General features: G+C 66.6%; 26 protein-coding genes. 10 read left to right on the plus strand and 16 right to left on the minus strand.

Features of this window, described 5'->3' with window-relative positions:
* Positions 1-42: 42 nt before the first annotated feature.
* Complete coding sequence (locus CVO77_RS06815; RefSeq protein WP_105998470.1) at positions 43-819, minus strand: Coq4 family protein; 777 nt, start codon at positions 817-819, stop codon at positions 43-45.
* Between the two features lie 273 nt (positions 820-1,092).
* On the opposite strand from CVO77_RS06815, the gene CVO77_RS06820 reads away from it, so the two are divergent.
* The gene (locus CVO77_RS06820) at positions 1,093-2,349 is read left to right on the plus strand and encodes a DUF418 domain-containing protein (RefSeq protein ID WP_105998471.1); all 1,257 of its coding nucleotides are present in this window, start codon (positions 1,093-1,095) and stop codon (positions 2,347-2,349) included.
* A 113-nt stretch (positions 2,350-2,462) separates the two neighbouring features.
* Here CVO77_RS06820 and CVO77_RS06825 read toward each other — a convergent pair whose 3' ends face one another.
* The 6 genes from CVO77_RS06825 to panB all read right to left on the minus strand — a co-directional run bounded on the left by CVO77_RS06825 (position 2,463) and on the right by panB (position 7,774).
* Positions 2,463-2,867, minus strand: coding sequence for an Hpt domain-containing protein (locus CVO77_RS06825; protein WP_192878878.1), 405 nt, complete (start codon positions 2,865-2,867; stop codon positions 2,463-2,465).
* Between the two features lie 115 nt (positions 2,868-2,982).
* Positions 2,983-3,222, minus strand: coding sequence for a sulfurtransferase TusA family protein (locus tag CVO77_RS06830; protein WP_105998472.1), 240 nt, complete (start codon positions 3,220-3,222; stop codon positions 2,983-2,985).
* On the minus strand, positions 3,212-4,588 hold the full coding sequence (der, locus tag CVO77_RS06835) for a ribosome biogenesis GTPase Der (protein ID WP_105998473.1): 1,377 nt from the start codon (positions 4,586-4,588) through the stop codon (positions 3,212-3,214). Before der ends, CVO77_RS06830 begins: the two co-directional genes overlap by 11 nt.
* 47 nt (positions 4,589-4,635) lie before the next feature.
* Positions 4,636-5,970: an outer membrane protein assembly factor BamB family protein gene (locus CVO77_RS06840; protein ID WP_105998474.1), complete on the minus strand. Its 1,335-nt coding sequence runs from the start codon at positions 5,968-5,970 to the stop codon at positions 4,636-4,638.
* 1 nt (position 5,971) lies between these two features.
* Positions 5,972-6,799, minus strand: coding sequence for a tetratricopeptide repeat protein (locus CVO77_RS06845; protein ID WP_192878879.1), 828 nt, complete (start codon positions 6,797-6,799; stop codon positions 5,972-5,974).
* Between the two features lie 111 nt (positions 6,800-6,910).
* The gene (panB, locus tag CVO77_RS06850; protein WP_105998475.1) at positions 6,911-7,774 is read right to left on the minus strand and encodes a 3-methyl-2-oxobutanoate hydroxymethyltransferase; all 864 of its coding nucleotides are present in this window, start codon (positions 7,772-7,774) and stop codon (positions 6,911-6,913) included.
* Between the two features lie 140 nt (positions 7,775-7,914).
* Here panB and CVO77_RS06855 point away from each other — a divergent pair, with 140 nt between their 5' ends.
* On the plus strand, positions 7,915-8,340 hold the full coding sequence (locus tag CVO77_RS06855) for a hypothetical protein (RefSeq protein WP_105998476.1): 426 nt from the start codon (positions 7,915-7,917) through the stop codon (positions 8,338-8,340).
* Complete coding sequence (locus tag CVO77_RS06860) at positions 8,333-8,563, plus strand: helix-turn-helix transcriptional regulator (RefSeq protein ID WP_105998477.1); 231 nt, start codon at positions 8,333-8,335, stop codon at positions 8,561-8,563. Before CVO77_RS06855 ends, CVO77_RS06860 begins: the two co-directional genes overlap by 8 nt.
* 480 nt (positions 8,564-9,043) lie before the next feature.
* Here the strand turns inward: CVO77_RS06860 and CVO77_RS06865 are convergent, their stop codons facing one another.
* Genes CVO77_RS06865 through CVO77_RS06880 form a run of 4 tightly spaced genes read right to left on the minus strand, consistent with a single transcriptional unit; the run spans position 9,044 to position 12,117 of the window.
* A complete protein-coding gene (locus CVO77_RS06865; RefSeq protein WP_105998478.1) occupies positions 9,044-9,976 on the minus strand; it encodes an aldo/keto reductase in 933 nt (310 codons plus the stop codon).
* A complete protein-coding gene (locus CVO77_RS06870) occupies positions 9,973-11,046 on the minus strand; it encodes a glycerophosphodiester phosphodiesterase (RefSeq protein WP_105998479.1) in 1,074 nt (357 codons plus the stop codon). Before CVO77_RS06870 ends, CVO77_RS06865 begins: the two co-directional genes overlap by 4 nt.
* Positions 11,043-11,393: an ArsC family reductase gene (locus CVO77_RS06875; protein WP_105998480.1), complete on the minus strand. Its 351-nt coding sequence runs from the start codon at positions 11,391-11,393 to the stop codon at positions 11,043-11,045. Before CVO77_RS06875 ends, CVO77_RS06870 begins: the two co-directional genes overlap by 4 nt.
* Before the next feature lie 46 nt (positions 11,394-11,439).
* On the minus strand, positions 11,440-12,117 hold the full coding sequence (locus tag CVO77_RS06880) for a cyclic nucleotide-binding domain-containing protein (protein ID WP_105998481.1): 678 nt from the start codon (positions 12,115-12,117) through the stop codon (positions 11,440-11,442).
* 544 nt (positions 12,118-12,661) lie between these two features.
* Between CVO77_RS06880 and CVO77_RS06890 the strand changes: the two genes are divergently transcribed.
* Positions 12,662-14,035 carry a class II 3-deoxy-7-phosphoheptulonate synthase gene (locus CVO77_RS06890; RefSeq protein ID WP_105998482.1) on the plus strand — a complete coding sequence of 458 codons (1,374 nt, stop codon included), beginning with the start codon at positions 12,662-12,664 and terminating at the stop codon, positions 14,033-14,035.
* A gap of 121 nt (positions 14,036-14,156) precedes the next feature.
* Here the strand turns inward: CVO77_RS06890 and CVO77_RS06895 are convergent, their stop codons facing one another.
* Both CVO77_RS06895 and CVO77_RS06900 read right to left on the minus strand, forming a co-directional pair.
* Positions 14,157-15,659, minus strand: a complete 1,503-nt coding sequence (locus CVO77_RS06895; protein WP_242446126.1) for a M28 family peptidase — start codon at positions 15,657-15,659, stop codon at positions 14,157-14,159.
* A 202-nt stretch (positions 15,660-15,861) separates the two neighbouring features.
* A complete protein-coding gene (locus CVO77_RS06900; protein WP_105998484.1) occupies positions 15,862-16,668 on the minus strand; it encodes an HpcH/HpaI aldolase/citrate lyase family protein in 807 nt (268 codons plus the stop codon).
* A gap of 82 nt (positions 16,669-16,750) precedes the next feature.
* Here CVO77_RS06900 and CVO77_RS06905 point away from each other — a divergent pair, with 82 nt between their 5' ends.
* A complete protein-coding gene (locus CVO77_RS06905; RefSeq protein WP_105998485.1) occupies positions 16,751-17,662 on the plus strand; it encodes an SPFH domain-containing protein in 912 nt (303 codons plus the stop codon).
* A 1-nt stretch (position 17,663) separates the two neighbouring features.
* On the plus strand, positions 17,664-18,119 hold the full coding sequence (locus tag CVO77_RS06910; RefSeq protein ID WP_105998486.1) for an NfeD family protein: 456 nt from the start codon (positions 17,664-17,666) through the stop codon (positions 18,117-18,119).
* Positions 18,120-18,226: 107 nt separating this feature from the next.
* Here CVO77_RS06910 and CVO77_RS06915 read toward each other — a convergent pair whose 3' ends face one another.
* From CVO77_RS06915 to CVO77_RS06925, 3 genes are all read right to left on the minus strand, one after another.
* On the minus strand, positions 18,227-18,757 hold the full coding sequence (locus CVO77_RS06915) for a GNAT family N-acetyltransferase (protein WP_105998487.1): 531 nt from the start codon (positions 18,755-18,757) through the stop codon (positions 18,227-18,229).
* Positions 18,758-18,788: 31 nt separating this feature from the next.
* The gene (locus tag CVO77_RS06920; RefSeq protein ID WP_105998488.1) at positions 18,789-19,349 is read right to left on the minus strand and encodes a hypothetical protein; all 561 of its coding nucleotides are present in this window, start codon (positions 19,347-19,349) and stop codon (positions 18,789-18,791) included.
* 92 nt (positions 19,350-19,441) lie between these two features.
* Positions 19,442-20,326 carry a metal-dependent hydrolase gene (locus CVO77_RS06925; RefSeq protein ID WP_105998489.1) on the minus strand — a complete coding sequence of 295 codons (885 nt, stop codon included), beginning with the start codon at positions 20,324-20,326 and terminating at the stop codon, positions 19,442-19,444.
* 77 nt (positions 20,327-20,403) lie between these two features.
* Here CVO77_RS06925 and CVO77_RS06930 point away from each other — a divergent pair, with 77 nt between their 5' ends.
* The 4 genes from CVO77_RS06930 to CVO77_RS06945 all read left to right on the plus strand — a co-directional run bounded on the left by CVO77_RS06930 (position 20,404) and on the right by CVO77_RS06945 (position 24,466).
* Positions 20,404-20,991 (plus strand): TetR/AcrR family transcriptional regulator, encoded by a 588-nt coding sequence (locus tag CVO77_RS06930; protein ID WP_106000699.1) that lies wholly within the window; start codon positions 20,404-20,406, stop codon positions 20,989-20,991.
* A gap of 189 nt (positions 20,992-21,180) precedes the next feature.
* Positions 21,181-22,224, plus strand: a complete 1,044-nt coding sequence (gene obgE, locus CVO77_RS06935) for a GTPase ObgE (protein WP_105998490.1) — start codon at positions 21,181-21,183, stop codon at positions 22,222-22,224.
* Between the two features lie 221 nt (positions 22,225-22,445).
* Positions 22,446-23,552 (plus strand): glutamate 5-kinase, encoded by a 1,107-nt coding sequence (gene proB, locus CVO77_RS06940; RefSeq protein ID WP_105998491.1) that lies wholly within the window; start codon positions 22,446-22,448, stop codon positions 23,550-23,552.
* Between the two features lie 17 nt (positions 23,553-23,569).
* The gene (locus tag CVO77_RS06945; RefSeq protein WP_106000700.1) at positions 23,570-24,466 is read left to right on the plus strand and encodes an NAD-dependent epimerase/dehydratase family protein; all 897 of its coding nucleotides are present in this window, start codon (positions 23,570-23,572) and stop codon (positions 24,464-24,466) included.
* Positions 24,467-24,598 lie beyond the last annotated feature (132 nt).

Below are 24,598 nucleotides of genomic sequence, written 5' to 3' on the forward strand. Positions count from 1 at the left end.
GTCCCCCTCCCCATGGCTTCGCCACGGGGAGGATCTTAAAAGTCAGGCCACCGCCTGCGATGCCAGGAAGTTGTACGGGTCGATGCCGCGGCTGCGATAGGTGCGGTGCGCTTCTTCGTAGAGCGTCGGCTTGCCGATGCCGAGGCGCGCGCGCGCCGCTTCGAGCGGTTCGGCGAGGAGCGAACGGATATCCTGTTCGATGATCGCCTGCGATACCTTGCCGTGGCGCTGGCCCTGGCGGATCGCGCCCATCACCGGCGCATCGCCCTTGACACCGCGCTTCAGTTCATAGCCGCCGGCATAGGCGATGAAGAAATTGCCGTAATTGCCGGTCTGGCCATAAGTGAAGCCGAGCACGCATTGTTCGCCGAGCGCGTCGCGGCCATAGCCGGTCAGGATGTGGAACAGGTCGTGCGTGTCGCGCAGGCGGTTCGAATACCATTGCACCTGGTCGTCGAACTGCGGACGGCCCATCTTGTCGGCCTCGGCCACCAGACCCGCGGCCGACAGGCCTTCGCGGCGCATGAAGGTGACATAGGCGTGGCCGACGCTGCCTTCGGGAAGCTGGTCGATCCAGTCATGATCGTCGAGCAGGTCGGGCAGATAGGGCTCGCTTTCCATCAACCGCTTGCCGCGCTCGCTTTCCACGAACGCGCGCGCGTCATCGACGAAGCCCTTGCGCGGCAGATTCTCGAAGATGTGAAACACCTGTTCGGTGTCTTCCTTGTCCTTGATCAGCTTGCGGAAGTGCGACAGCGCCTTCAGCGGGCGGAACTTCGCGGGGACGCGGTCGGGGTGGGAGAAGATGGTCGGGGTCATGGCGGCTCTCTCGCGAATCATTTGATAGGGAGGAGATAGCATTACTGACATATATGTCAATAGTGGGTTGGATGTGACCGACTTTGGGAGAAACACCAGCGTGTCCCCGCGAAGGCGGGGGCCCATCTCCCGCCGATTAAAACTGGCACCGTCAGGAGATGGGCTCCCGCCTTCGCGGGAGCACACGGCTTTTTACGCAAAGTCGATCCCGCGCTAACAGGCTGGACGCCCCCTCCCCGCCACCGTAACGGACGCATCATACAGCGAGGGTCCATGGGCGACGACGGCAGAACGGAAAACGCAAGGCTGGTCACGCTCGACGCGCTGCGCGGCTTTGCGGTGATGGGCATATTGGCGATGAACATCGTCGCCTTTGCCATGCCCGAAATGGCCTATGTCTCGCCGCGCGCCTATGGCGGCGACTCGGCCGCCGATGTGGCCGCGTGGGCGCTGTCCTTCCTGTTGGTCGACGGCAAGATGCGCGGGCTCTTCTCGATCCTGTTCGGGGCGAGCCTGCTGCTGATCGTCGATCGCGCCGAAAAATCGGGGCAAAACCCCGCATCGGTGCATTATCGCCGCATGGCGTGGCTCGCGATCTTCGGCCTTTGCCATTTCTTCTTCCTGTGGTGGGGCGACATATTGTTCCTCTACGCCGCGGTCGGCTGCATCGCCTTCCTGTTCCGGGGCTGGGAGGCGCGGCGGCTGATCCGATGGGCGGCGGGGCTGTTCACGCTGGGCGTCCTGCTGATGACCTTGCTGTTCGGCGGCCAGCTTTTCCTCGCATCGTCGGCGGGCGATCCCGGCGCCGCACCGTCGCGGGTCACGGCGGGCGAAGCGATCCGCGATGAATATGCCAAGATCGACACCGAAGTGCGGGACGAACTGGCGCTGTATCGCGGTGGCTATCTGCCGATCCTCGACCATCGGCTCGACGATGCCGCCGCCCCCTTCGCGATGGTGCTCGTCAACCTGCTCGAAACGCTGCCGCTGATGATGATCGGCATGGCGCTGTTCCGCAACGGCTTCCTGACCGGGGCGTGGGAGCCGCGCGCCTATCGCCGCACCGCCTGGCGCTGGCTGCCGCCGGGGTTGCTGCTGACGTTGTTTCTCTGCTGGCTCATGGGAAATGCCGGATTCGACTATCTGCTGTCGCTTACGGTCTTTCTGGCGTGGGCGCAGCCGGGACGGCTGATGATGACGATCGGCTATGCCGCGCTGCTCGTCCTGCTCATCCAGCGCCACGCCGCCGCGCCCTGGGTCGGGCGCGTCGCGGCGGCGGGCCGCGCCGCCTTTTCCAACTATCTGGGCACGAGCGTCGTGATGACGACGATCTTCTATGGCTATGGGCTGGGCCAGTTCGGCGCGATCGGGCGCGCGCCGCTCTATCTGTTCGTCGTCGGCGCGTGGGCGCTCATGCTGCTCTGGTCGAAACCGTGGCTCGACCGGTTCCGCTATGGGCCGTTCGAATGGCTATGGCGCAGCCTCGCGCGCGGCGCGATGCAGCCGATGCGGAAAGACGAGGCAGGTTAGAAAAGCCTGTTCCCCCGCGCAGGCGGGGTCCATCACCGGACGGCGCTATCTTGAACCGACGGGAGATGGGCCCCCGCCTGCGCGGGGGAACAGAGGCTTTAATCGGATAGGACTTAATAACCGGCCGCGCGGCCGAAACTCGCGGGCTTGCGCTGGACGAGCGGGTTCGCCTCGCGCTCGAGCGCCGCGAGGGTTTCCTCGAACAGCGCACGCAGGGTGACAACGCGCGGCAGATATTCCTCGGGGCTTAGCTGCGCCTCGACGCAATGCCGCGCGAACATCTCGATATCCTCGGCGAGCGCGCCGAGCCGCTCGGCGCCGAATTGGCGCGCTTCGCTCTTCAGCGTGTGCGCGGGCATGACAAGGCCGCGCGCATCGCGGGCGCGCATCGCCTCTTCGATCACGGCGACCGACTTGGTGCCGTCCTCGCGAAAATAGCCCAATATCCGGACGAACGCCGCCCCCAACTGGGTGCGGGTCGCGCGGAATTCATCCCAATCGACCAGGATCTCGTCCAATGCCCTGTCCCTCGGTGTTCAAATCGGTCGGTGGTCCCGATGCCGCCATGCCCGAAGTCGGTAAAAAAGAGGTTACGATGGCCGGGGGGCGCGACGAAAGCCGCCCCATTTCGGGTCAGTCGCGGCGAACGCGCCAGCGGCCTTCGCCCGCGGCCCCGGACTCGCCCGTCAGTCGCCAGCCCTGTTCGCTCGCCAGCGCGGCGACTTCGCGGCCCGCCTGCGGATCGTCGGCAAGCAGCAGGACGTCGCGCGCGCCGCGCATCGCGCGCGCCAGCCGCAGCGCCGGCCATGGGCAGCGCATGCCGCGCGCATCGACGACCAGCCCCGCCGACGCCGCGCCCGGATCATTCGTCATAGGGGTTGCGCGTATTGCGGAAATTGATGCGGATCGGCACGCCCTGGAACCCCAGTTCCTTGCGCATGCCGTTCATCAGATAGCGCTGATAGCTCGCCGGAAGCGCGTCGGTGCGGCTGCCGAAAACGACGAAGGTCGGCGGCCGCGTGCGCGCCTGCGTCATATAGCGCAGCTTGATCCGCTTGCCCCCCGGCGCCGGCGGCGGATTGGCCTCGACCGCGCGCTCGAACCAGCGGTTGAGCTTCGCGGTCGAAACGCGGTTGGTCCAGATCGCGCGCTGTTCAAAGGCCACGCGGACCAGCGTGTCGATTCCCTTGCCCGTCGCGCCCGAAATGCTGAGCACCGGGACGCCCTTGATCTGCGACAGCCCGTCCTCGAGCGCCGCGCGCACGCCGTTGAACAGCGAAGAGGGATCTTCGGCGACGTCCCATTTGTTGAGCGCGACGATCAACGCGCGCCCTTCGTCGAGCACCCGGTCGGCGATGCGCAGATCCTGTGCCTCCAGCCCCTTGGTCGCGTCGAGCAGCAGCACGACGACCTCGGCGAAGTCGACCGCGTGCATCGCATCGGCGACCGACAATTTCTCGAGCTTGTCCTGCACCTTGGCGCGCTTGCGCATCCCCGCGGTGTCGAACAGCTGGATCGGATGGACCTCGCCATCCTGTTCCCATTGCCAATCGACGCGGATCGAATCGCGCGTGATCCCCGCCTCGGGCCCGGTGATCAGCCGATCCTCGCCGATCATGCGGTTGATGAGCGTCGACTTGCCGGCGTTCGGACGCCCGACGATCGCGAGCTTGAGCGGGCCGAGCGGTTCGTCTTCGCCCGCTTCGGCCTCCACAATGTCTTCGGCGGCCTCCATGAAAGGCTCGACGATCGGGCGCAGCGCGTCGAACAGGTCGACCAGCCCCTCGCCATGCTCGGCGCTGAACGCGAACACCGTGTCGAAACCCAGGCTATAGGCCTCCATCAGCCCCGCCTCGCCCTGCTTGCCCTCGGCCTTGTTCGCGCAGAGGATGACCGGCGTATCCTCGCTGCGCAGCCAGCGCGCGATTTCCTCGTCGAGCGGCACCACCCCCGCGCGCGCATCGATCATGAACAGCGCGGCGTCGGCCTCGCGCACCGCCTTCTCGGTCTGGACGCGCATCCGGCCCGGCAGCGTCGCGGCGTCCTGATCCTCGAACCCTGCGGTATCGACGATCAGGAATTCGAGGCCGAGCAGCTTGCCGTCGCCCTCGCGCCGGTCGCGCGTCACCCCCGGCTGATCGTCGACGAGCGCCAGGCGCTTGCCGACCAGCCGGTTGAACAGCGTCGATTTGCCGACATTGGGCCGACCGACAATGGCGATCGTCGCGGATCGCGCCATGGCTTGGTTTCCTGTTTCTATCCGGGCCGCCCCGGCCCGGACGCTTGTCAGCGCCAGGCCGTGATGGTTCCGTCGTCTGCCAAAATATACAGAATATTGTTCGCGACCACCGGTGCCTGCGACAGCGACGTCTTGAACTCGGTCGTCGCGAGCGTCGAGCCGTCGGTGGGCGAGAATTCGACGAGATGGCCTTCGCTGTTCACCGCGATCAGCCGCCCGCCGGCCAGAATCGGCCCGGTCCAGCGGATCGGATCCTTCTTCTTCTTTTCGGTTTCGACGCGGAAGCGTGCGAGCTGCTGAAGCCAGCGCACCTTGCCGCTGGTGCGGGCGACGCACAGCAGCTTGCCGTCGTCGGTCATCGCATAGACCCACTCGCCAACCACATAAGGGGTCGAGATGCCCGCGATCGAGATTTCCCAAGTACGCTGGCCGGTCAAAAGCTCGTAGCTCGCCATGCGGCCGCCCTGGCCAAGCGCGAAGACACGTCCGCGGTCGATCACCGGATCGGCGTCGACATCCGACAGCGTCGAGACCGACAGCGCCATCGAGGTGCGCGCGAGCGCATCCTCCCACAGGTCGCGGCCGTTCTCGTAGCGATAGGCCTGGACCTCGCCCGACGAAAAGCCCGCGACGATCGTGCCCTGCCCCGCCGCCGGCGACGCCGCGCCAAAGACGCTGCCCGCCTCGAGCGAAGCGGTCGCCTGCCACTGCACCGCGCCACTCGCCTGGTTGAGCGCGAAAATCTGATTGTCCTGGCTGATCACATAGACGCCGCCGAACGCGATCGTCGGCGCGCCGCGCAGCGGCCCCGCGGGCTTCGCCTTCCACACGATGCTGCCGTCGGCGACGTTGAGCGCCGCGACGTCGCCCGATCCGGTCGTCGCATAGACGACATCGCCATCGACCCCGGCGCCGCCGCCGAACAGCGAATCGCGATAATCCTTGGCCGTGCTGCCGATCGGGACGCTCCACAGCTTCGTGCCCGTATCCGCCGCATAGGCGGTGACGACCGCGTCGGTATCGACGACGAACAGGCGGTTGTCGGCGATCACCGGCGACGACGCGAGGCGCTGTTTCTTGGTGCTGCCCGCGACCTGCGCTTCCCACAGCTTCGTTCGCGCCGCGCCGAGCGCGGGGTGACCCATCGATTTCGACGCATTGCCGCCCGATTGCGCCCAGGCGGCGTTGACCGCCGGTTCGGGCAGCACGACCGCGACCGCCGCGATCGCCGGATCGACCTTGACGCTGTTGTCGTTCGACAGGATCGACACGCGCTGGCCGACCGTCGGCGTCTTGGGCCCACCGTTGCCCTTGAACACGCCGCAGCCGGCCAGCGGCAATGCGAGCAGCGCCGCGCAAATCACATAATGGCGTTTCCGCATGTTACCTGGCTTCCTCATTTTTCGCGGCCGCCGCTGTCCCCGGCGTGCCTTTCTGGTCCCCGGCGGCTGGAGCCGCGTTGGCTGCGCTTGCGGCGGCGCGCGCACCCTCCACTTCCGCCTTCAGGCTTTCCGCCGCGCGATCGTCGACGGCATCGACGCCCAGCATCCCCGCCATCTGAACGGCGCGCGACTGGAGCGTCTTGGCGACGTCGGGCAGCTTCGCGATCCGGCCGTAAAGCTGGCCGGCCTGATCATATTTTCCCTGGCTGTAATAAGCGGCGGCGCTGAGTTCGGCGGCGCTCGCGAACCAGCTCGACGCCGGAGCCTTGGCATCGACGATCGGCTTCAGCCGCGCGATGACGGCGTCGGGTTTCAGCGTGTCATATTCGAGCGCGGTCTGGCGGATCAGCGCCATGTCGCGCAGCGACTGGTCGAGCTTGGGATCGGCCGCGACCTTCGCGATCAGCGCGGCCGCCGCCTTGAGGTCGCCGGTCTTCGCCTTGAGGTTCGACTGCTCGATCAGCGCCGCGGCGCGATAGGCGGGGCTGCCCCCGCCTTCGAGCGCCTTGAGGTCGGCGGTCGCCGCGGTCGGCTGCCCCGCCTTCACCTTGTCGAACGCGGCGATCAGCGCCTCGGCCTTTTCGCCGCGCGCGATTTCCTGCCGGTGTCCCCAATAGAGATAGCCGCCGAAAGCGAGCAGCGCGGCGACGGCCCCGCCGAGGATCCACAGCCCATAGCGCTGCATGATGCTGTCCAGCCGGTCCTTGCGGACGGCTTCGTCGACTTCCTGCAAAAACACGTCGTTGCTGTTCGTCGGGCTCAGCGCCAATCAAACCTCCATCACATTCCATTGGCCCCGGACGATATCGGCTGGCCGGCCGCTTCCTTAGCGACGGCGCCGGAAAACGCCAAGCGATTCACTTGCGCGCACCGCCGACCGTCACCCGGCGTAGATCTGATCCTTTGTCGGGAATGAACGGGCCCTGACTTCGTCGGCATAATCCTGGACCGCGCCGCTGACGACGCCCGCCATGTCCTGATAGCGTTTCACGAATTTGGGCACCCGTTCGAACATGCCGAGCATGTCGTCGGTCACCAGCACCTGGCCGTCGCACTGCGCCGATGCGCCGATGCCGATCGTCGGGCAGGCGACCTTTTCGGTGATCTCGATCGCGATCGATTCGAGCACGCCCTCGATCACGATCGAAAAGGCGCCGGCCTGCGCGACCGCGACCGCATCCTCGACGATCGAGCGCGCTTCGGCGTCGCTCTTGCCGCGCACGCCATAGCCGCCGAGGATGTTCACCGCCTGCGGCGTCAGCCCGACATGCCCCATCACCGGAATGCCGCGTTGGGTCAGGAATTCGATCGTCGGCGCCAGCACCTTGCCGCCCTCGACCTTCACCGCCGCGGCGCCGGTTTCCTTGAGCAGCCGCGCGGCGTTGTCGAACGCCTGCTGCGGGCTGCCCTCATAGCTGCCGAAGGGCATGTCGACGATGACCGCGGCGTGATAGCTGCCGCGCACCACCGCGGCGCCGTGCAGCGCCATCATCTCCATCGTCACCCCGACCGTGTGCGGCAGGCCGTAAATCACCTGCGCGAGCGAATCGCCGACGAGCAGCATGTCGCAATGCGGGTCGAGCAGCTGCGCCATGCGCACGGTATAGGCCGTGAGCATCACGAGCGGTTCGCCGCCCTTGCGCTGGCGGATGCGCGGCACCGTCAGGCGTTTCATCAGCTGCGGCATCGGGTTGGCGCGGCTGGTGGATGTGTCGAGGGTGAGGGTCTTGGGGAGCGTGGACATGGCGCGGGGGTCTAGCCCGTCCCGATCGCGAGCGAAAGGTCGAACTCCGCCGCGGCCGCATCATTGTATAATTTTCTTGACTCAATGTTCGATATTTTTAACATTACGTCATATATAACGAACATGAGGAGATTCGCACCATGGCCTTTCGCGAAAAGACCGCCTGGCTGACGCTGATCAGCATGCTGGTCGCCTATACGCTCTATTTCGGGCTCATCGTCGGGGGCCATCCCGCCGGATACGAGCTGTTTGCGATGCTGTGGCTGTTCGGCGCGATCTCGCTGACCCAGCTCGTCGTCGTGATCGCCGGTTCGCTCTATCTGACGGCGCGCACGCCAAAGGAAGAACGCGCGCGGCCCGACGAGCGCGACCGCGCGATCGGTCGCCGCGGCGCCGCCGCGGGCTATTATGTGCTGCTGATCGGGACGATCGTCGCCGCGGTGGTGATGCCCTTCCTCGAAAGCGGGGCGCGGCTCGCCAACATCGGACTGTTCGCGCTGGTGACGGCCGAGGCGGTCCACCATCTGGTGATCCTGACCAGCTATCGGAGGGGCTGGCATGGCTAAGCCCCCCTTCAACAACGACATCCGCACCCTGCGTTTCCTCGCCGGCGAGATGACGCAGGCCGAGCTTGGCGACCGCGTCGGCGTGACGCGGCAGACGATCGCGGCGATCGAACAGGGCAAATATTCGCCGTCGCTCGAAGTCGCGTTCCGCATCGCGCGCCTGTTCGGCAAGCCGCTCGAGGCGGTGTTTCAGTGGGATGGCAATCAGGACGCATCCAGATAGATGGCAGCGGTGGGGTGGGAAGCGGACGTCCCATATTCTACAGGAAATTTGGGCTAAATAGAGAGCGATTTCACAATGATCAGATGGTTCACAATAGCAATGTTTGTCGTCCTGACGGCGGCTTGTTCGTCAGACAAGCCCGCTGTCGCGAAGCTTGCGACGAGATTGGCAAATGACGGCGGCGAGGGGCTCTCTCAGGAATATCGCAAAGGTTACATCTCGTGCGGCGTGAAAGCGCTCTCTAGCGTGCCAAGTGAGAAGATAGACGCCGCGCTCCAAGCGCCCGACGTTCCCGCGATATGGGCAATACTCGGCAGCGATACACTTAACGCATATGTCAAAGCTTGCAGAGAGGCGGACTTACGGCGCAGCCCGCTACCTAAAACTTAGAGCAGGACGACATTATCTCGAATCGTCATTGCGAGCGGAGCGGGTCAATCCAAAATCATCTCTCTCAGTCGCAACCGTCCGCAATCGGGCTCATCCCGCCTTCGTCAGCGCTTCAAGCTGCTCGTCGGTCAGCGTCAGCCGTTCGCTCGCCATGATCTCGTCGAGTTGCTCCACGCTTGTCGCGCTCGCGATCGGCGCACTGACGCCGGGCTGCGCCGCGACCCAGGCGAGCGCGATCTGCGACAGCGTCGCGCCGGTTTCGCCCGCGATGCCATCCATCACCACCAGCACCGCGGGGCCATTGCCCTCCATATAGGGGCCGACGCGCGCGCCGCGCGGGCTTTTGCCCAGATCGTCGATGCCGCGATATTTGCCCGACAAATAGCCCGACGCGAGGCTGAAATAGGTGATGACCCCCAATCCCTCGTCGATGCACAATCGCTGGAGCGCGCCTTCATATTGCGCCCGGTCGAGCAGGTTGAGTTCGGGCTGCACCACGGTGAAACGCGGCAAACCCTTGTCATCCGCGACGCGCAGCGCTTCGCCCAGCCGCTCCGCGCTGTAATTGGAGGCGCCGATCGCCCGCACCGTCCCCGCATCGATCAGTTCGCCGAACGCGCCGAGCATTTCGTCCAGCGGCACATCGGGGTCGTCCTTGTGCGCGAAATACAGGTCGATGACATCGACGCCGAGGCGGTCGAGCGAGCCCTGCACCGCCTCGCGGATGCGGTCGGGCTTCAGGCCGCCGGGCATCATCCCGACCTTGGTCGCGACCAGCACCTTGTCGCGCGCGCCGCTCGCCTTCAGCCACTGGCCCATCATGGTTTCGGACTCGCCGCCCTTGTGCCCGGGCACCCATGCCGAATAGACGTCGGCGGTGTCGATCATCCCGCCGCCGCGTTCGACGAAGCGGTCGAGGATCGCGAAACTCGCGGCGCGGTCGGCGGTCATGCCGAAAACATTGCCGCCGAGCACGAAAGGCCGGATCGACAGGCCGCTTTTGCCGAGCGCGCGTTCGGTCATCGGGATGCTCCTTCTTTCACCGCCGGCACCGCTTCGCGCGGGTTGTCGCTGAACAACCCGTCGATGCCGGTCCTCAGATATGCTTTGATCTCGGCGCCAAGATCGCCGTGCCCCGCCGGATTGAGCCCGCCCTTGTCGGCGAGCGGCAGAAAATAATTCTCGCGGCGGAAGGTCCAGGGATGAACCTTGAGCCCCGCGGCATGGGCGTCGCGAACCAGCGACGTCGGCTCGCCGAGCGTTCCGATCGCGCCGCGCGGGATGACCATGGCCTTGTTCGGCCCGATGCCGTCGGCATAGGCGGCCACCGCCTTCAGCCCCGCCGGGGTCGCCATCATCGCATAGCATGATTGCGGATCGTCGGCGGGACCGCCCTTCACATCCATGAGCTGGATCAACGGCAGGTCGCTTTTCGCGCGCAACGCCTTGAGATTGCCGACCTCGAAGCTCTGGATAAAGACCGGCGCGGTGCGGCCGCGATAGCCATATTGATCGAGGATCGCGAGCAGCGGCGCCTCGTGCGGCAGGCCGATCGACGCGAAATAGCCCGGATGCTTGGTCTCGGGATAGACGCCGACCGGATGGTCGCGGCCCTTGTTCGCCTCGACCAGCAGGTCGAGGATTTCGGCGAAGGTCGGGATCGCATATTTGCCGTCGTTGACGGTGCCGCGCAGCCGCGGGATCCGCTCCTTCGCGCGCAATATCTGGAGTTCGGCGAGGGTGAAATCCTCGGTAAACCAGCCGGTCACCGCCTGCCCGTCGATCGTCTTCACCGTCTTGCGGGCCGCGAATTCGGGATGGTCGGCGACGTCGGTCGTCTCCGAAATCTCATTCTCGTGCCGCGCGACGAGCACCCCGTCCTTGGTGAGCACCAGATCGGGTTCGATGAAATCGGCGCCCTGCTCGATCGCGAGCTTGTAGCTCGCCAGCGTATGCTCGGGCCGCTCGCCCGACGCGCCGCGATGCGCGATGACGATCGGCGGCTGGCCGTCGAGAGTGGGCTGCGCAGCCATCGGCTCAGCGTCGCAGCCGCCGAGCGCCAGCAGCATCAGCGCGGCGCGCCAGCCCCTCATGCCGCAAAGCGCTGCTGCCAGTCATCGGCCGAAAACCCCACGCTGAACGCGCCATCGGCATCGACCAGCGGCCGACGGATCATCGCCGGCTGTTCGAGCATCAGCGCCTTGGCCGATGCGGCATCGAGCCCGTCCTTCTGCGCGTCGGGCAATTTACGAAAAGTGGTGCCGCTTTTGTTGAGCAGCTTTTCCCAGCCGAGCGCATCGATCCAGCCCTGCAACTGCCCGGCGTCGAGCCCATCCTTGCGATAATCGTGGAACCGATAAGCGACGCCATGCCCGTCGAGCCAGCGGCGCGCCTTTTTCACCGTGTCGCAGTTGGGAATACCATAGAGGATCAAGGTCATAGGGTCTCGGGCCATCGCTGCCGTGGGTCAGGGGAAGGCCGCGATCCTAGGATATGGGCGGCCGGTCGGCAATGCGCGCGTTGGCGTTCGCCAATTTTCCGCGCAGCGCGCGCGCAAAGCCTTCGTGCAGCGCGGCGGCGACGTCGGGCTGGGCGGCCAGATAGGCGCGCAGCCCCGCCGCCGGGATGAACCACAGCCGCGAATTGCGGGTCAGCACGACGGTGCCGGTCGCGTGCGCGCCGTCGAGCACCGTCGCCTCGCCGATCAATGCGCCGTCGGCGACCGCGCCGACATCCTGCCCGTCGCGGCGAACCGCCGCCGCGCCCTCGGCGAGATAGAAGAGGCAGGGCGCCGCCTCATTCTCGCGGATCAGCACTTCGCCGCGCCGCGCCGATATCCAGTGACCATGGTCGATCAGCGCGCGCGCCGTCGCCGGGCCCAGCCCGTCGAAATGCCGGTCGCGCAGTTCCTGCTCCTCGGCCGAGAAGCGGACCTTGCTCGCACGCAGCCACAATCGCGCGATCAGGCCGAGATTGACGACCAGGATGGCGAGGATGAGCAGGGTATAGCCCGTCCCGTGCCAGCCGAAGATGGCGACGGGCAGCGCGAGCAGCGCCGCGACCGCAAGGCCGAGCCGGACATGGTCGACGCGCGCGACCAGACTTGCCGCGAGCAGCACGACGAGCGCGCCATATCCAAACCAGGCCGGATCGAAACCGGTCATAGACAGCCTTTTCGCGTCGAGGCCCTAGGGTCAGGATCCATTGATTGCACGTTCGAGGCGTCGAAATGGCGAAGATATTGGGTTTGGGTGGCCGCCGCGGGTAGCATCGCTACCCGCAAGGCCGCACGAGCCCAAGATCGAAGCCATTTCGGCGTCCCTTCGGGATTTGACCGATTTTGCCCATGGCTTCGTCGGCAAGTCTTGAAATATCGACATATTCCGTCGCCTTGCCTCCTCGCCCTGAGCAAAATCGCTTCAAACCTCGATCGCGCAATCAATGGGTCCTGACCCTACTGAACCCCCAGCAGCATGGCGCAACCGCCACCCCCACAACGTTACCGATTGTCCAACGCCTTGGCCGCGACGTTCCGCGCAGCCCGGCCGTTGCAACAATTTATCAGTTTTTATCGATCGAGAAAAGCATAGGTGCGTAAAAGCCATCAAAATGCTAATTTTCTCTTTCCATGGGCCCCCGCGCATTGCTTCGGCGGCGCATTCACGCCATGGCGGCCCGCGATTCGAACGGAAAATGAAGACAAGAGATATGACGCAACCATGGCAACCGCAGAGCTGGCGCGCACACGAGGCCCGGCAGCTTCCCACCTATCAGGACGACGCCGCGCTCGCGGCCGCCGAAAAGGAGCTGTCGAGCTATCCGCCGCTGGTCTTTGCCGGCGAGGCGCGCGACCTGACGGCCGAGCTCGGCCGCGTGGCGGAGGGCAAGGCGTTCCTGCTCCAGGGCGGCGACTGCGCCGAAAGCTTTGCCGAATTCCATCCGAACAATATCCGCGACACCTTCCGCGTCCTGCTCCAGATGGCGGTCGTGCTGACCTTCGCGTCGAAAATGCCGGTGGTGAAGCTCGGCCGCATGGCGGGCCAGTTCGCCAAGCCGCGTTCGGCCGACATGGAAGACATCGACGGCGTGTCGCTGCCCAGCTATCGCGGCGACATCATCAACGACATCGGCTTCGAGGCGGCAGGCCGCGAACCCGATCCGGCGCGCATGATCAAGGCGTATAATCAGTCGGCGGCGACGCTCAACCTGCTGCGCGCCTTCGCGAACGGCGGTTATGCGAACCTGCGCCAGGTCAACGCCTGGACGCACGATTTCATGGACCGCAGCCCGTGGGCGAAGAAATATCAGGAGACCGCAGGGCGGATTTCCGAAGCGCTCGCCTTCATGGAAGCGTGCGGGGTCACGCCCGAAACGGTGCCGCAGATCAAGGGCACCAGCTTCTACACCAGCCACGAGGCGCTGCTCCTACCCTATGAGCAGGCGCTGACGCGGCAGGACAGCCTGACCGGCGGCTGGTACGACACGTCGGGCCATATGCTGTGGGTCGGCGACCGCACGCGGTTCGAGGGGTCGGCGCATATCGAATATCTGCGCGGCATCGGCAATCCGGTCGGCATGAAATGCGGGCCGAGCCTCGACCCCGAGGTGCTGCTGCGCCTGCTCGACACGCTCAACCCCGGCCATGTGCCCGGCCGCATGACGCTGATCACCCGCTATGGCCATGACAAGATCGAGGCGCATCTGCCGGCGCTGGTGCGCGCGGTGAAGCAATCGGGGCATCCCGTCGTCTGGTCGTGCGACCCGATGCACGGCAATGTCATCAAGACGCCCAACGGCTACAAGACGCGCCCGTTCGAACGCATCCTCGCCGAAGTGCGCGGCTTCTTCGCCGTCCACCGCGCCGAGGGCACGCACGGCGGCGGCATCCATATCGAGATGACCGGCCAGAATGTGACCGAATGCACCGGCGGCGCGATGGACGTGACCCAGATGGACCTTGCCGACCGCTATCACACCCATTGCGACCCGCGCCTCAACGCGGGGCAAAGCCTCGAACTCGCGTTCCTGCTGGCGGAAATGCTCAATCAGGAAATGTCGGACCGGGCGAAGCAGGCGGCCTGATATCGCCGACAATTATTTGATGTTCCCCCGCGAACGCGGGGGCCCATCACCGGCCCTTGCGGAATGACGCGGTAGAAGATGGACCCCCGCCTTCGCGGGGGAGCATTTTAGCTATTCGTGGCTATTTTGCGTCGCCCGCCCATCGCCTGGTATCGGCGAACGCCCGGCCCAGCGCGACATGCAGGTCGGCGTCCTCGGCCGCGCCGCCGAGCGGTATCTTGTCCGAAAACGCGTCCGCCGGCTCGTGATAGTCGCTGCCGAGGAATTTTTCGAGCAACGGCATGTCCGAAAAACTGCCGCCGACCATCAACGCCGTCACGCCCTTCGCGCCGAGCGCCCAGCCGTCCTGGCGCTGGAGGAAGGAATCGGCCTCGCCATCATCGTCGATCTTGCGGCCTAGTGTCTCCGCGACCGCGCGCACCACCGCGTCATAAGCGGGCTTGCCGCGACCGATCGTCGCGACCGGGGTGCCGCGCGGCGAAATGGCGATCGTGTCGATGTTGAGCGCGACGATGATGTCGGCGAGCGGCACCACCGGATGGTCGGCGAACCAGCGCGCGCCGAGCAGCCCCTTTTCCTCCGACGTCGTCGCCATGAAATATATGTCGCGGTCGGGCCGTGCGCCGCCCGCGAGCCGCTTCGCGACTTCGATCAGCACCGCGATGCCGCTCGCATTGTCGATCGCGCCGTTACAGATGCGGTCTTTCGGATCGTCGGGCGCGCAGATGCCGAGGTGATCCCAGTGGCCGAGGAACAGCACCGCCTTGCCGTCGGGCTTCGCGCCGGGCAGCTTCGCGATGATATTGTTGCTTTCATAGGAGCGCACGGTCGCGGTGGCGCGGATATCGGCGGTCGCAGACAACGCCGCCCCGCGATAATCGCCCGCCTGCGCCGCCTCGCGCAACGCGGCGCCATTCTGTCCGGCTTTCCGGAAAAGCGTGTCGGCCGCTGCGGGCGACAGGAAGCCGGTGACCGGGGCGCCGGATTTCGCCGACGCCAGCCGCGTCACCTTGCCGCCCGCCGCGTCGCGAAGCTGCGGCCAGGGCACCGCGTCGGTCGCGATGACGAGCACGCCCGCCGCCCCCGCATCGGCGAGCATCTGCCGCCGCTCGCGATAGCGCGGCAATGTGTCGCCGAACGGCGCGCTGTCGAAGAGCATGATCGCGAGCTTGCCCTTGACGTCGGCGTTGACCCTGCCCGCTCCGTCGACCCCATAGCCGACGAAGACGACCGGCACGCCCGCCAGCGACACCGATGCGTCGCGGCCGGTCAGGACAATACCGTCGGCGTCGAACGCCAATTCGCCACCGCCGACCCTGAACGTCGCGGTTCCGCCGGTTGCCTGCGTCTCGATCAGCGGCACGCCCTGGAGCCAGGGGGTGGCGCTGCCCGGAACGGGTTCGAGCCCTGCCTTTGCCCATTCGCCGACGACATAGGCGATGGTGCGATCCTCGCCCTCGGTCCCCGGACCGCGCCCCTCGAAAGCGTCGCTGGACAGAATACGGATATGGTCCGCGAGTTCAGCTTCGGTGACCGGCGCGTCGGCATCCTTCGCATAGGTTGCGGGCGCGATGGCGATCAGGGTGGCGGCCGCGATGACGGCCCGGAATGGGAGGATTTTCATGGGCTCGCCGCATGGCATGGCCGGGATGGGCAGGCAAGGCGCGTTCGTCGGACAACGGACGGCGAGCGAAGCAGGTGCCGGATGGGTTTCGCGCAGAGGCGCAGAGAGTGCAGAGATTGAAAAATCAACCGTGTCCCCGCGAAGGCGGGGGAACAGGATGATGTAATTTCTCTGCGCTCTCTGCGCCTCTGCGCGAATCCTACTATTTTCTTCCCGCCCGCTCTAGCAGCGCGCGCGCCGCGGCGACGTGCATGTCCTCGATCATCCGCCCCTCGTGCCGCTGCGCGCCGCCGGTCGCCGCCGCGACCAGCGCCTCGGCCGCGGCGATCTCGCGCGCCGAGGGCGCGAAGGCGGCGTTGCACGGATCGACCTGCAACGGATGGATCAACGTCTTGCCGTCGAAGCCGAGCCGCCGCCCCTCGCCCGCCTCGACCGCGAAACCCGCCGCATCGTCGATCGCATTATAGACGCCGTCGAAGCACCACACCCCGCCGGCCCGCGCCGCGAGCACGATCGCCTGGATCGCATGGCTCATCGCGCCGCGATCCATCCCATCGGGCAGCTTCAATTCGTGCGCAAGGTCGTTGAGCCCCGCGATCAGCCCGTGCGTCGCGGGGTCGGCGGCGATATCGCGCGCGGCATAGATCGCCGCCGGCGTCTCGATCATCGCGAACAGCGGCAGGCCGAGCGCACGCGCCGGATCGAGGTCGGACGGCGCGTCGACCTTGGGCAGCACCACCGCATCGAGCGCCAGCCCGGCAAGCGCCGCGAGGTCATCCGCCTGATGCTCGCTTCCGGTGCCGTTGATCCGCACCGCGACGCGCTTGCCCTCAAAGCCCGCCGCTACCGCCGCGCGCATCGCCGCGCGCGCTTCGCCCTTGCGATCGGCGGGGACCGCATCCTCAAGGTCGATGATCAGCAGGTCGGCGGCAAGCCCCCGCGCCTTTTCGAGCGCGCGGGCGTTCGAGCCGGGGACATAGAGCAGCGAGCGCGGGGCAAAGTCGGTCATGCGCTTTTCTGTGGCGCAGCCGCCGCATTGCCGCAATAAGGAAGGCGGTCGCAGATGTTCATTTTGCAAGAGGGGATGATCGATGGAATTTGCGCTTGCACTCGTGGTGCTGGCTCTGGTGTTCCTGGTCTGGGCGCTGACGCCGGTCCGGCAGGGCTATGCTTATACGATCGAACGCTTCGGCCGCTACACGCACACCGCACAGCCGGGGCTGAACTTCATCATGCCGATCTTCGACCGCGTCGGTCGCAAGGTCAACATGATGGAGCAGGTGCTCGACATTCCGGGGCAGGAGATCATCACCAAGGATAATGCGATGGTCGCGGTCGACGGCGTCGTCTTTTTCCAGGTGCTCGATGCCGCCAAGGCCGCCTATGAGGTCAGCGATCTTTATCTGGCGATCATGAACCTGACGACGACGAACCTGCGCACCGTGATGGGGGCGATGGACCTCGACGAAACGCTATCGAAGCGCGACGAGATCAACACCCGCCTGCTGCACGTCGTCGACGATGCGACGACGCCGTGGGGGGTCAAGATCACCCGCGTCGAGATCAAGGACATCCGCCCGCCCGCCGACATCTCGAACGCCATGGCGCGGCAGATGAAGGCCGAACGCGAAAAGCGCGCCAACATCCTCGAGGCCGAAGGCATGCGCGCCTCCGAAATCCTGCGCGCCGAGGGCGAAAAGCAGGGTCAGATCCTGCAGGCCGAGGGCCGCCGCGAAGCCGCCTTCCGCGACGCCGAAGCGCGCGAGCGCGAAGCCGAGGCCGAAGCCAAGGCGACGCAGATGGTGTCGGACGCGATCGCGGGCGGCAATGCCCAGGCGATCAATTACTTCATCGCGCAGAAATATGTCGAAGCGATCAGCCAGTTCGCGACCAGCCCGAACGCCAAGACGATCCTGTTCCCGGTCGAGGCGACGCAGCTGATCGGCACCCTCGGCGGGATCGGCGAACTCGCGCGCGACGCGCTCGAACGCAAGGACGCTTGAGATGGCGGACTGGCTGGCGAATATGGAACCGCATTGGGCGTGGCTTTCGCTCGGTGTGCTGCTCGCCGCGGCCGAGATCGTCGCGCCGGGTTTCTTTCTCATCTGGCTCGGCGCCGCCGCGATCGTCACCGGCGTCTTCGCGTGGCTCATTCCGGGGATCGCCGACAGCGTCCCCACGCAGCTCGGCATTTTCGCGATCCTGTCGTTCATCACGCTCTACAGCGCCCGCCGCTGGCTGAAAGCGAACCCGATTACCTCGACCGACCCGAACCTCAACCAGCGCGCGGGTCGGTTGATCGGCGAGGTGCTGACCTTGACCCAGGCGATCGAGAACGGCCGCGGCCGCGCCAAGGTCGGCGACGGCGAATGGCCGGTGCATGGTCCCGACGCCGCCGAAGGCACCAAGGTCCGCGTCGTCAGCGCCGACGGCGGCGTGCTGGTGGTCGAAGCGGCCTGATAAAACCCGTCATTGCGAGCGAAGCGAAGCAATCTCCAGCTATCGACCTTGCGCAAGGTCGATAGCTGGAGATTGCCGCGTCGCCTTCGGCTCCTCGCAATGACGGTTCATCCCCCCTTGGGCCGCGAATAGATCGCCACCACATGCCCCAGCGCGTCGCTGTCGCCGATGCGGCGAAAGCCGAGCTTCGCCGCCACGCGCTCCGATGCGGTATTGCCGGGGTCGATGATGCAGCGCACTTCCTTCGCGTCGAGGGTGGCGTCGGCCCAGCCGAGCGCCGCGGTCATCGCCTCGGTCGCATAGCCCGCGCCCCAATGGTCGGCGTCGAACGCCCAGCCCGCTTCGGGACAATCCTCGAGCTCGGCGATACCCCGGCAGAAATAGCTGAGCCCGCCCATGCCGACCAGCGCGTCGCTCGCCCGGTCGGCGAACACCCAATAGCCAAAGCCCATCACCGGCCACAGCCCCGCCGAGCTCAGAAACTTGCCCCAGCTGACGTCGGGGGTGCGCGGTTCGCCGCCGATGAAGCGGGTGACGCGCGGGTCGGCCCACATCGCGATATGGACGTCCTTGTCCGAAAAGCGCGTCGGGCGGAGGCGGAGGCGGTCGGTCTCGATGAGCGGGGGCGAGGTGATCATTGCTTCGACATGCCCAGCGCGCGGTCGCCGGTCAATCGGCCACGAGGAAATGGTCGAACAGGTCGTGCAGCACCGCCGTGCCATCGACCTGCTGCCTGGCGCGCAACACCGCGAGCGAATCGACGCGCGCCAGCATGTCGGTGTGCTTCAGCACGACGCGATAATCCGGCCGGTCGGTGAAGCCGTGGAACAGCAGCAGGCAGTCAGGCTTGCCATGGACGATCGCCTGCAACAGGCAGGCGACGCGAAAGCGTCCGTCGATCAGCACCGCGTCGGGGCTGCCCGAAAGCTGCCGCCATACCGCGACGTGATAGCGCGGCCAGTCGCGCAGACGGCGGCTACCCGCGGGATAGCCATAGGCGCCGGTCGGCCCGATATCGGCGTGAAAGGGCGTGAAATCGATCGCCGCGCGCGCCAGATTGGCGCCGACCTCGGCCAGCCGCCCCGCATCGCCGTCGACGCAGACGATCTTCTGCGCCTGCCGCGCCGCGACGAGCGTGCTGTTGCCGCAGCCGAACTGGAGCAGCGAAACGCGGCCCGCGAGCTGCAATTCGAGCTGCATGATCTCCGCCGCCGTCATCGATGCCTGCATGACGTCCCCTTCCCCACGAGCGAAGGAATATGGGAGAGCGCGGAGCGCGTCCAGACAGGACGAATATCCCTGCCTTCGCGGGGATAGGCGAATTAGGTCGCAGCCAATTCCGGGCCCGACGAATGCGCGGGCATCAGCGCGTCGGCATAATCGCTTTCATATTTCTGGATGAGCGCGCGGTCGTCGTGGTTCCAGGGGTGAAAGCCCGGCATGAAATAGGCGAGCCACGGCACGAAGCTGCGGCGCAAGATGCCCGGCGACCCGAGCAGATACCACCAGATGCGCGCCGACACGCGCCAGCCGGTCAGCCCGTCCTGTTTGAGCAGCACCTTCATCCCCTTGACCCGGCGCGGCCAGAAGCGGCTGGTGACGACCAGCATCATCAGCGACTTGGCCTTCCAACGCCGCCAGCGGCTCCAGTCCTTCGTCGCGTGGAGCCAGGTGTCGTAGGCGACGCCCTTATGCTCGATTTCCTCGATCGCGTGCCATTTCCACAAAGCACCCCATTCGGGTTCGGCGCCCCGGTACATCTTCGGGTCGCGCAGCATCACCGACGCCATCATCGCGGTATAATGTTCGAGCGCGATCGTCGCCATCAGGTTGACGATCGCCGGGCGCGTCTTGATGAGGTCGAGGACGTGGCTGACGTCGGCGTCGAGTTCGGACAGGTCATATCCGGCCTCGGTCGCCTTCTTGTTGAAGACGACATGCTCGCGGCTGTGGATCACTTCCTGCTGGGTAAAGGCGCGGATTTCCCTCGCGAGCTTGTCGGACACGCCGCCGCGATGCGCCTTTACCGCTTCGATGAACATCGCCTCGCCGCGCGGGAAAGTGACCGACAGCGCGGTGTGGAAGGCCGATGCGATCGGATCGCCATTCAGCCACCAGCGTCCCTGCCGGTCGTCGCGGCCAAAGCGCCGATCGCGCGGGGTAATCGACAGATCGTCGGGGGTCGGCGAGCGGGAAAGGCTGGACATATGGTCTGCACCGTCGAAAAGGGGTTGCGGGACGTGGGGACGTCCCATGGGGCAAGCGTTAAAGGTTACTTACAGTGGTGTCAATAGCAAGGAAGCGGCTGAGTCCCGAGGAGAGCCGGGCAGCCGCGCTCGAAGCCGCCCGCCAGATCCTGATCGAAAGCGGCCCGCAAGCGGTGACGTTGAAAGCCGTCGCGGCGCGCGTCGACCGCACCCACGCGAATCTGCTCCACCATTTCGGGAGCGCCGCGGGGCTGCAACAGGCGCTGATCGGCAAGATGGCGGCGTTCATCACGACGACGATCCGCGAGACGATCTTTCGCCAGCGCGCGGGCGACCAGAATCCGCGCGAAGTCGTCGACCTGGCTTTCGACGCCTTCGACACCGGCGGCGCCGGGGCGCTGGCAAGCTGGATGATCCTGTCGGGCAATGAAAATGCGCTCGACCCGATATTGAAGGCGATCCACGACCTGGTCGAGGAACTGCGCGAGGATCATAGCGAGGACGAAGCGCCGATCGAGGACGAGACGATGCAACTTGTGCTGATGGCGCTCGGCGACGCGCTGTTCGGCGGCCCCTTGTCGCGCGCCCTTGGCGTCCCGCGCAGCCGCGCGCGCGAGATTGCGCTCGAATCGATGCTGCTGCGCGGAATCGGGCGGCGGGACTGACCGTCCCACCCCTATAGACCGCCCGACCCATAATTAGGCAGTGCGCTCCCGCGAAGGCGGGAGCGCATCACCGGCCGGTGCCATTTTGAACCCACCGGAGATGGATCCCCGCCTTCGCGGGGACACAGGCTGTTTATGGTGTTCGATCGCAAACTAGCCAAATCCCGGCTTTCCGCCTAAAGGCGCCCGATGCATTTCCTCGACCAAGCCAAGATCTTCATCAAGTCCGGCGACGGCGGCCCCGGCGCCGTGTCGTTCCGGCGTGAGAAATATATCGAATATGGCGGCCCCGACGGCGGCAACGGCGGCAAGGGCGGCGACGTGGTGTTCGAGGCCGTCGCCGGGCTCAACACGCTGATTGACTTTCGCTATACCCAGCATTTCAAGGCCAAGCGCGGCACCCCCGGCGCCGGCCGCGACCGCACCGGCGCGGGCGGTCCCGACCTCGTCGTCCAGGTGCCGATCGGCACGCAGGTCCTCGCCGACGACGACGAGCGCAGCCTGCTCGCCGACCTCACAAAGGAGGGCGAACGGCTGGTTTTCCTGCGCGGCGGCGACGGCGGGCGCGGCAATGCGAGCTATAAGACATCGACCAACCGCGCGCCGCGCCAGCACGGCCCCGGCTGGCCGGGCGAGGAAATGTGGGTGTGGCTGCGATTGAAGCTGCTCGCCGACGCGGGCCTCGTCGGGCTGCCCAATGCCGGCAAGTCGACCTTCATCAACGCGGTGACCAATGCGCAGGCGAAGGTCGGCGCCTATGCCTTCACGACGCTGCGCCCGCAGCTCGGCGTGGTCAGCCACAAGGGGCAGGAATTCGTCGTCGCCGATATCCCCGGCCTGATCGAGGGCGCCGCCGACGGCGCCGGGGTCGGCGACCGCTTCCTCGGGCATATCGAGCGCTGCCGCGTGCTGCTGCACCTCGTCGATGCGAACGACGAGGATGTCGCGACCAGCTACCGCATCGTCCGCGACGAGCTCGAGGCTTATGGCGCCGAGCTGATCGACAAGCCGGCCATCGTCGCGCTCAACAAGGTCGACACGCTCGACGACGAACTGATCGCGGCGCTGTCGGCCGAACTCGAAGCCGAGAGCGGCCACAAGGTGATGGCGCTGTCGGGCGCCAGCGGCGCCGGGATCGGCGCGGTGCTCGACGCATTGCTCGAAGCGATCGGCCACCCCGAACCGGGTGCTGATGAAGGCGAGGACGCGGGCGGCGACTGGTCGCCGATCTGAGTTCGGGAACGGTCGAAAGCCGAAGTTCCATATCTCATAACATCGTCATTCCCGCGAAAGCGGGAACCCAGAGCGTGCGTCGGCTGACCCCACGCTGGGTTCCCGCTTTCGCGGGAATGACGAAGGTGGAGGGAATGACAACTTTCCATCCCTGAACCGCCATTGCGTCTCGCAGGACATTCGCATTGGCGCGGGACGCTCTCCGCGCTATCGGCAGCGCCATGACCCTGTTTCCTCCCACCTCCTGCCCGCGCCTGATCGTCAAGATCGGATCGGCCCTGCTCGTCGATCCCGACGGTGCGGTGCGGCGCGACTGGCTGGTGGGGATCGCCGCCGACATCGCCGAACGGACGAAGGCGGGCCAGCAGATCGCGGTCGTTTCGTCGGGGGCGATCGCGCTCGGGGCGCGGCGGCTGGGGCTGGCGAAGGGCGGCCGTGCGACGCTGGAGGATGCGCAGGCCGCGGCGGCGACCGGCCAGATCGCGCTGAGCCGGGTGTGGGCCGACGTGCTCGGCGCCGAAGGGCTGACCGCGGCGCAGATGCTGGTGACGCTCGGCGACCTCGAACATCGCCGCCGCTACCTCAACGCCGCCGCGACGCTCGACCGATTGCTCGGCCTGGGCGTGGTGCCGGTGATCAACGAGAATGACAGCGTCGCGACCGAGGAAATCCGCTTTGGCGACAACGACCGGCTCGCGGCGCGCGTCGCGCAGGCGGCGGGCGCGGGCGGCGTCGTGCTGCTGTCCGACATCGACGGGCTTTACGATCGCAACCCCGCGCTCCCCGATGCCCATCATGTGGCGCGCGTCGAGCGGATCGACGCCGCGATCGAGGCGATGGCCGATACCCAGTCGGCATCGGGCATGGGGTCAGGCGGCATGGTGTCGAAGATCGCGGCGGCGCGCATCGCCAATGCCGCCGGCGCGCACCTCGCCATCGCGTCGGGGAGGACCCCGCGCCCGCTCTCGACCGACGCACGCCACACGATCTTCGTCGCCGAAAAGGGAGCGAGCGCGCGCAAGGCGTGGCTCGCGGGCGGGCTGACCGCGAAGGGCCGCCTCACGATCGACGCGGGCGCGGAAAAGGCGCTGCGCGGCGGTGCCAGCCTGCTCGCCGCCGGAGTCACCGCCGCGACCGGCGCTTTCGTGCGCGGGGATATTCTCGACATCATCGGCCCCGGCGGCCGCGTCATCGCGCGCGGCCTGTCCGAATATCCGACCAGCGACGCCGCCGCGATCCTCGGCCTTGGCCGCGACGCGCAGGAAGCGGCGCTCGGCTATGCGCCGCGCGCCGCGATGGTCCACCGCGACCATATGGTGCTGCTGTGACGGCGCCGGTGCTCGCGATGACCGGGGCGACCGGCTTCGTGGGCAAGGCGGTGCTGCGCCAGGCGATCGCCGCGGGCTGGCGCGTCCGCGCCCTCACCCGCCGCCCGCAGACGAAGCGCGACGGCGTCAGCTGGATCGCGGGCGCGCTCGACAATTCCGAAGCGCTCGCCGAAATGGCGGCGGGCAGCGCCGTTCTGATCCATATCGCGGGGGTAGTGAACGTGCCGACGCGCGCCGCTTTCGAGGCGGGCAATGCGACCGCGACCGCCCATGTCGTCGCCGCGGCGCGCGGCGCGGGGGTGCGGCGCTTCATCCATGTCTCGTCGCTCGCGGCGCGCGAGCCGAGCATCTCCAACTATGGCTGGTCGAAGGCGCGCGCCGAGACCATCGTCGAGGCGAGCGGGCTCGATTGGACGATCGTGCGCCCGCCCGCGGTGTTCGGCCCCGGCGATACCGAGATGCTCGACCTGTTCCGCATGGCGCGGCGCGGCGTCGCGCTTGTCCCGCCGGGGCGGATGTCGGCGATTTATGTCGAGGAACTGGCGCGCCTGCTCGTCGCGCTCGCCGCCGACCGCGAAGCGAGCATCGGGCGGGTTTATGAACCCGACGACGGACATCGCGGCGGCTGGACCTATGGCGATTTCGCCCGCGCGATCGGCCAAGCGGTCGGGCGCGCGCATGTCCGGGCGCTGCCGGTTCCGGGCACGCTGCTCAAGGCGGCGGGGCGGCTCGACACGCTGGTGCGCCGCAAGGCAGCAAAGCTGACTCTCGACCGTGCGCGCTATATCGCGCATCCCGACTGGGTCGTCGCCGAGAGCGCGCGGCCGCCCGCGATGCTGTGGAAACCGGCGATCGACACGAACGATGCGCTGGCGGAAACGGTGCGCTGGTATCGGCAAGAAGGGTGGCTGTAGCCTGTCTAAGCCTCTCCTCTTTAGAGGAGGGGCTTGGGGTGGTGGCGCGCGGTAGCGCCCAAGCACCACCCCGCTGCGACTAACGAGCAAAAGCTCGTAAGTCTCGCCGCCCCTCCTCTGAAGAGGAGGGGA

The organism is Sphingopyxis lindanitolerans, assembly GCF_002993885.1.
Classification (GTDB): Bacteria; Pseudomonadota; Alphaproteobacteria; order Sphingomonadales; family Sphingomonadaceae; genus Sphingopyxis; species Sphingopyxis lindanitolerans.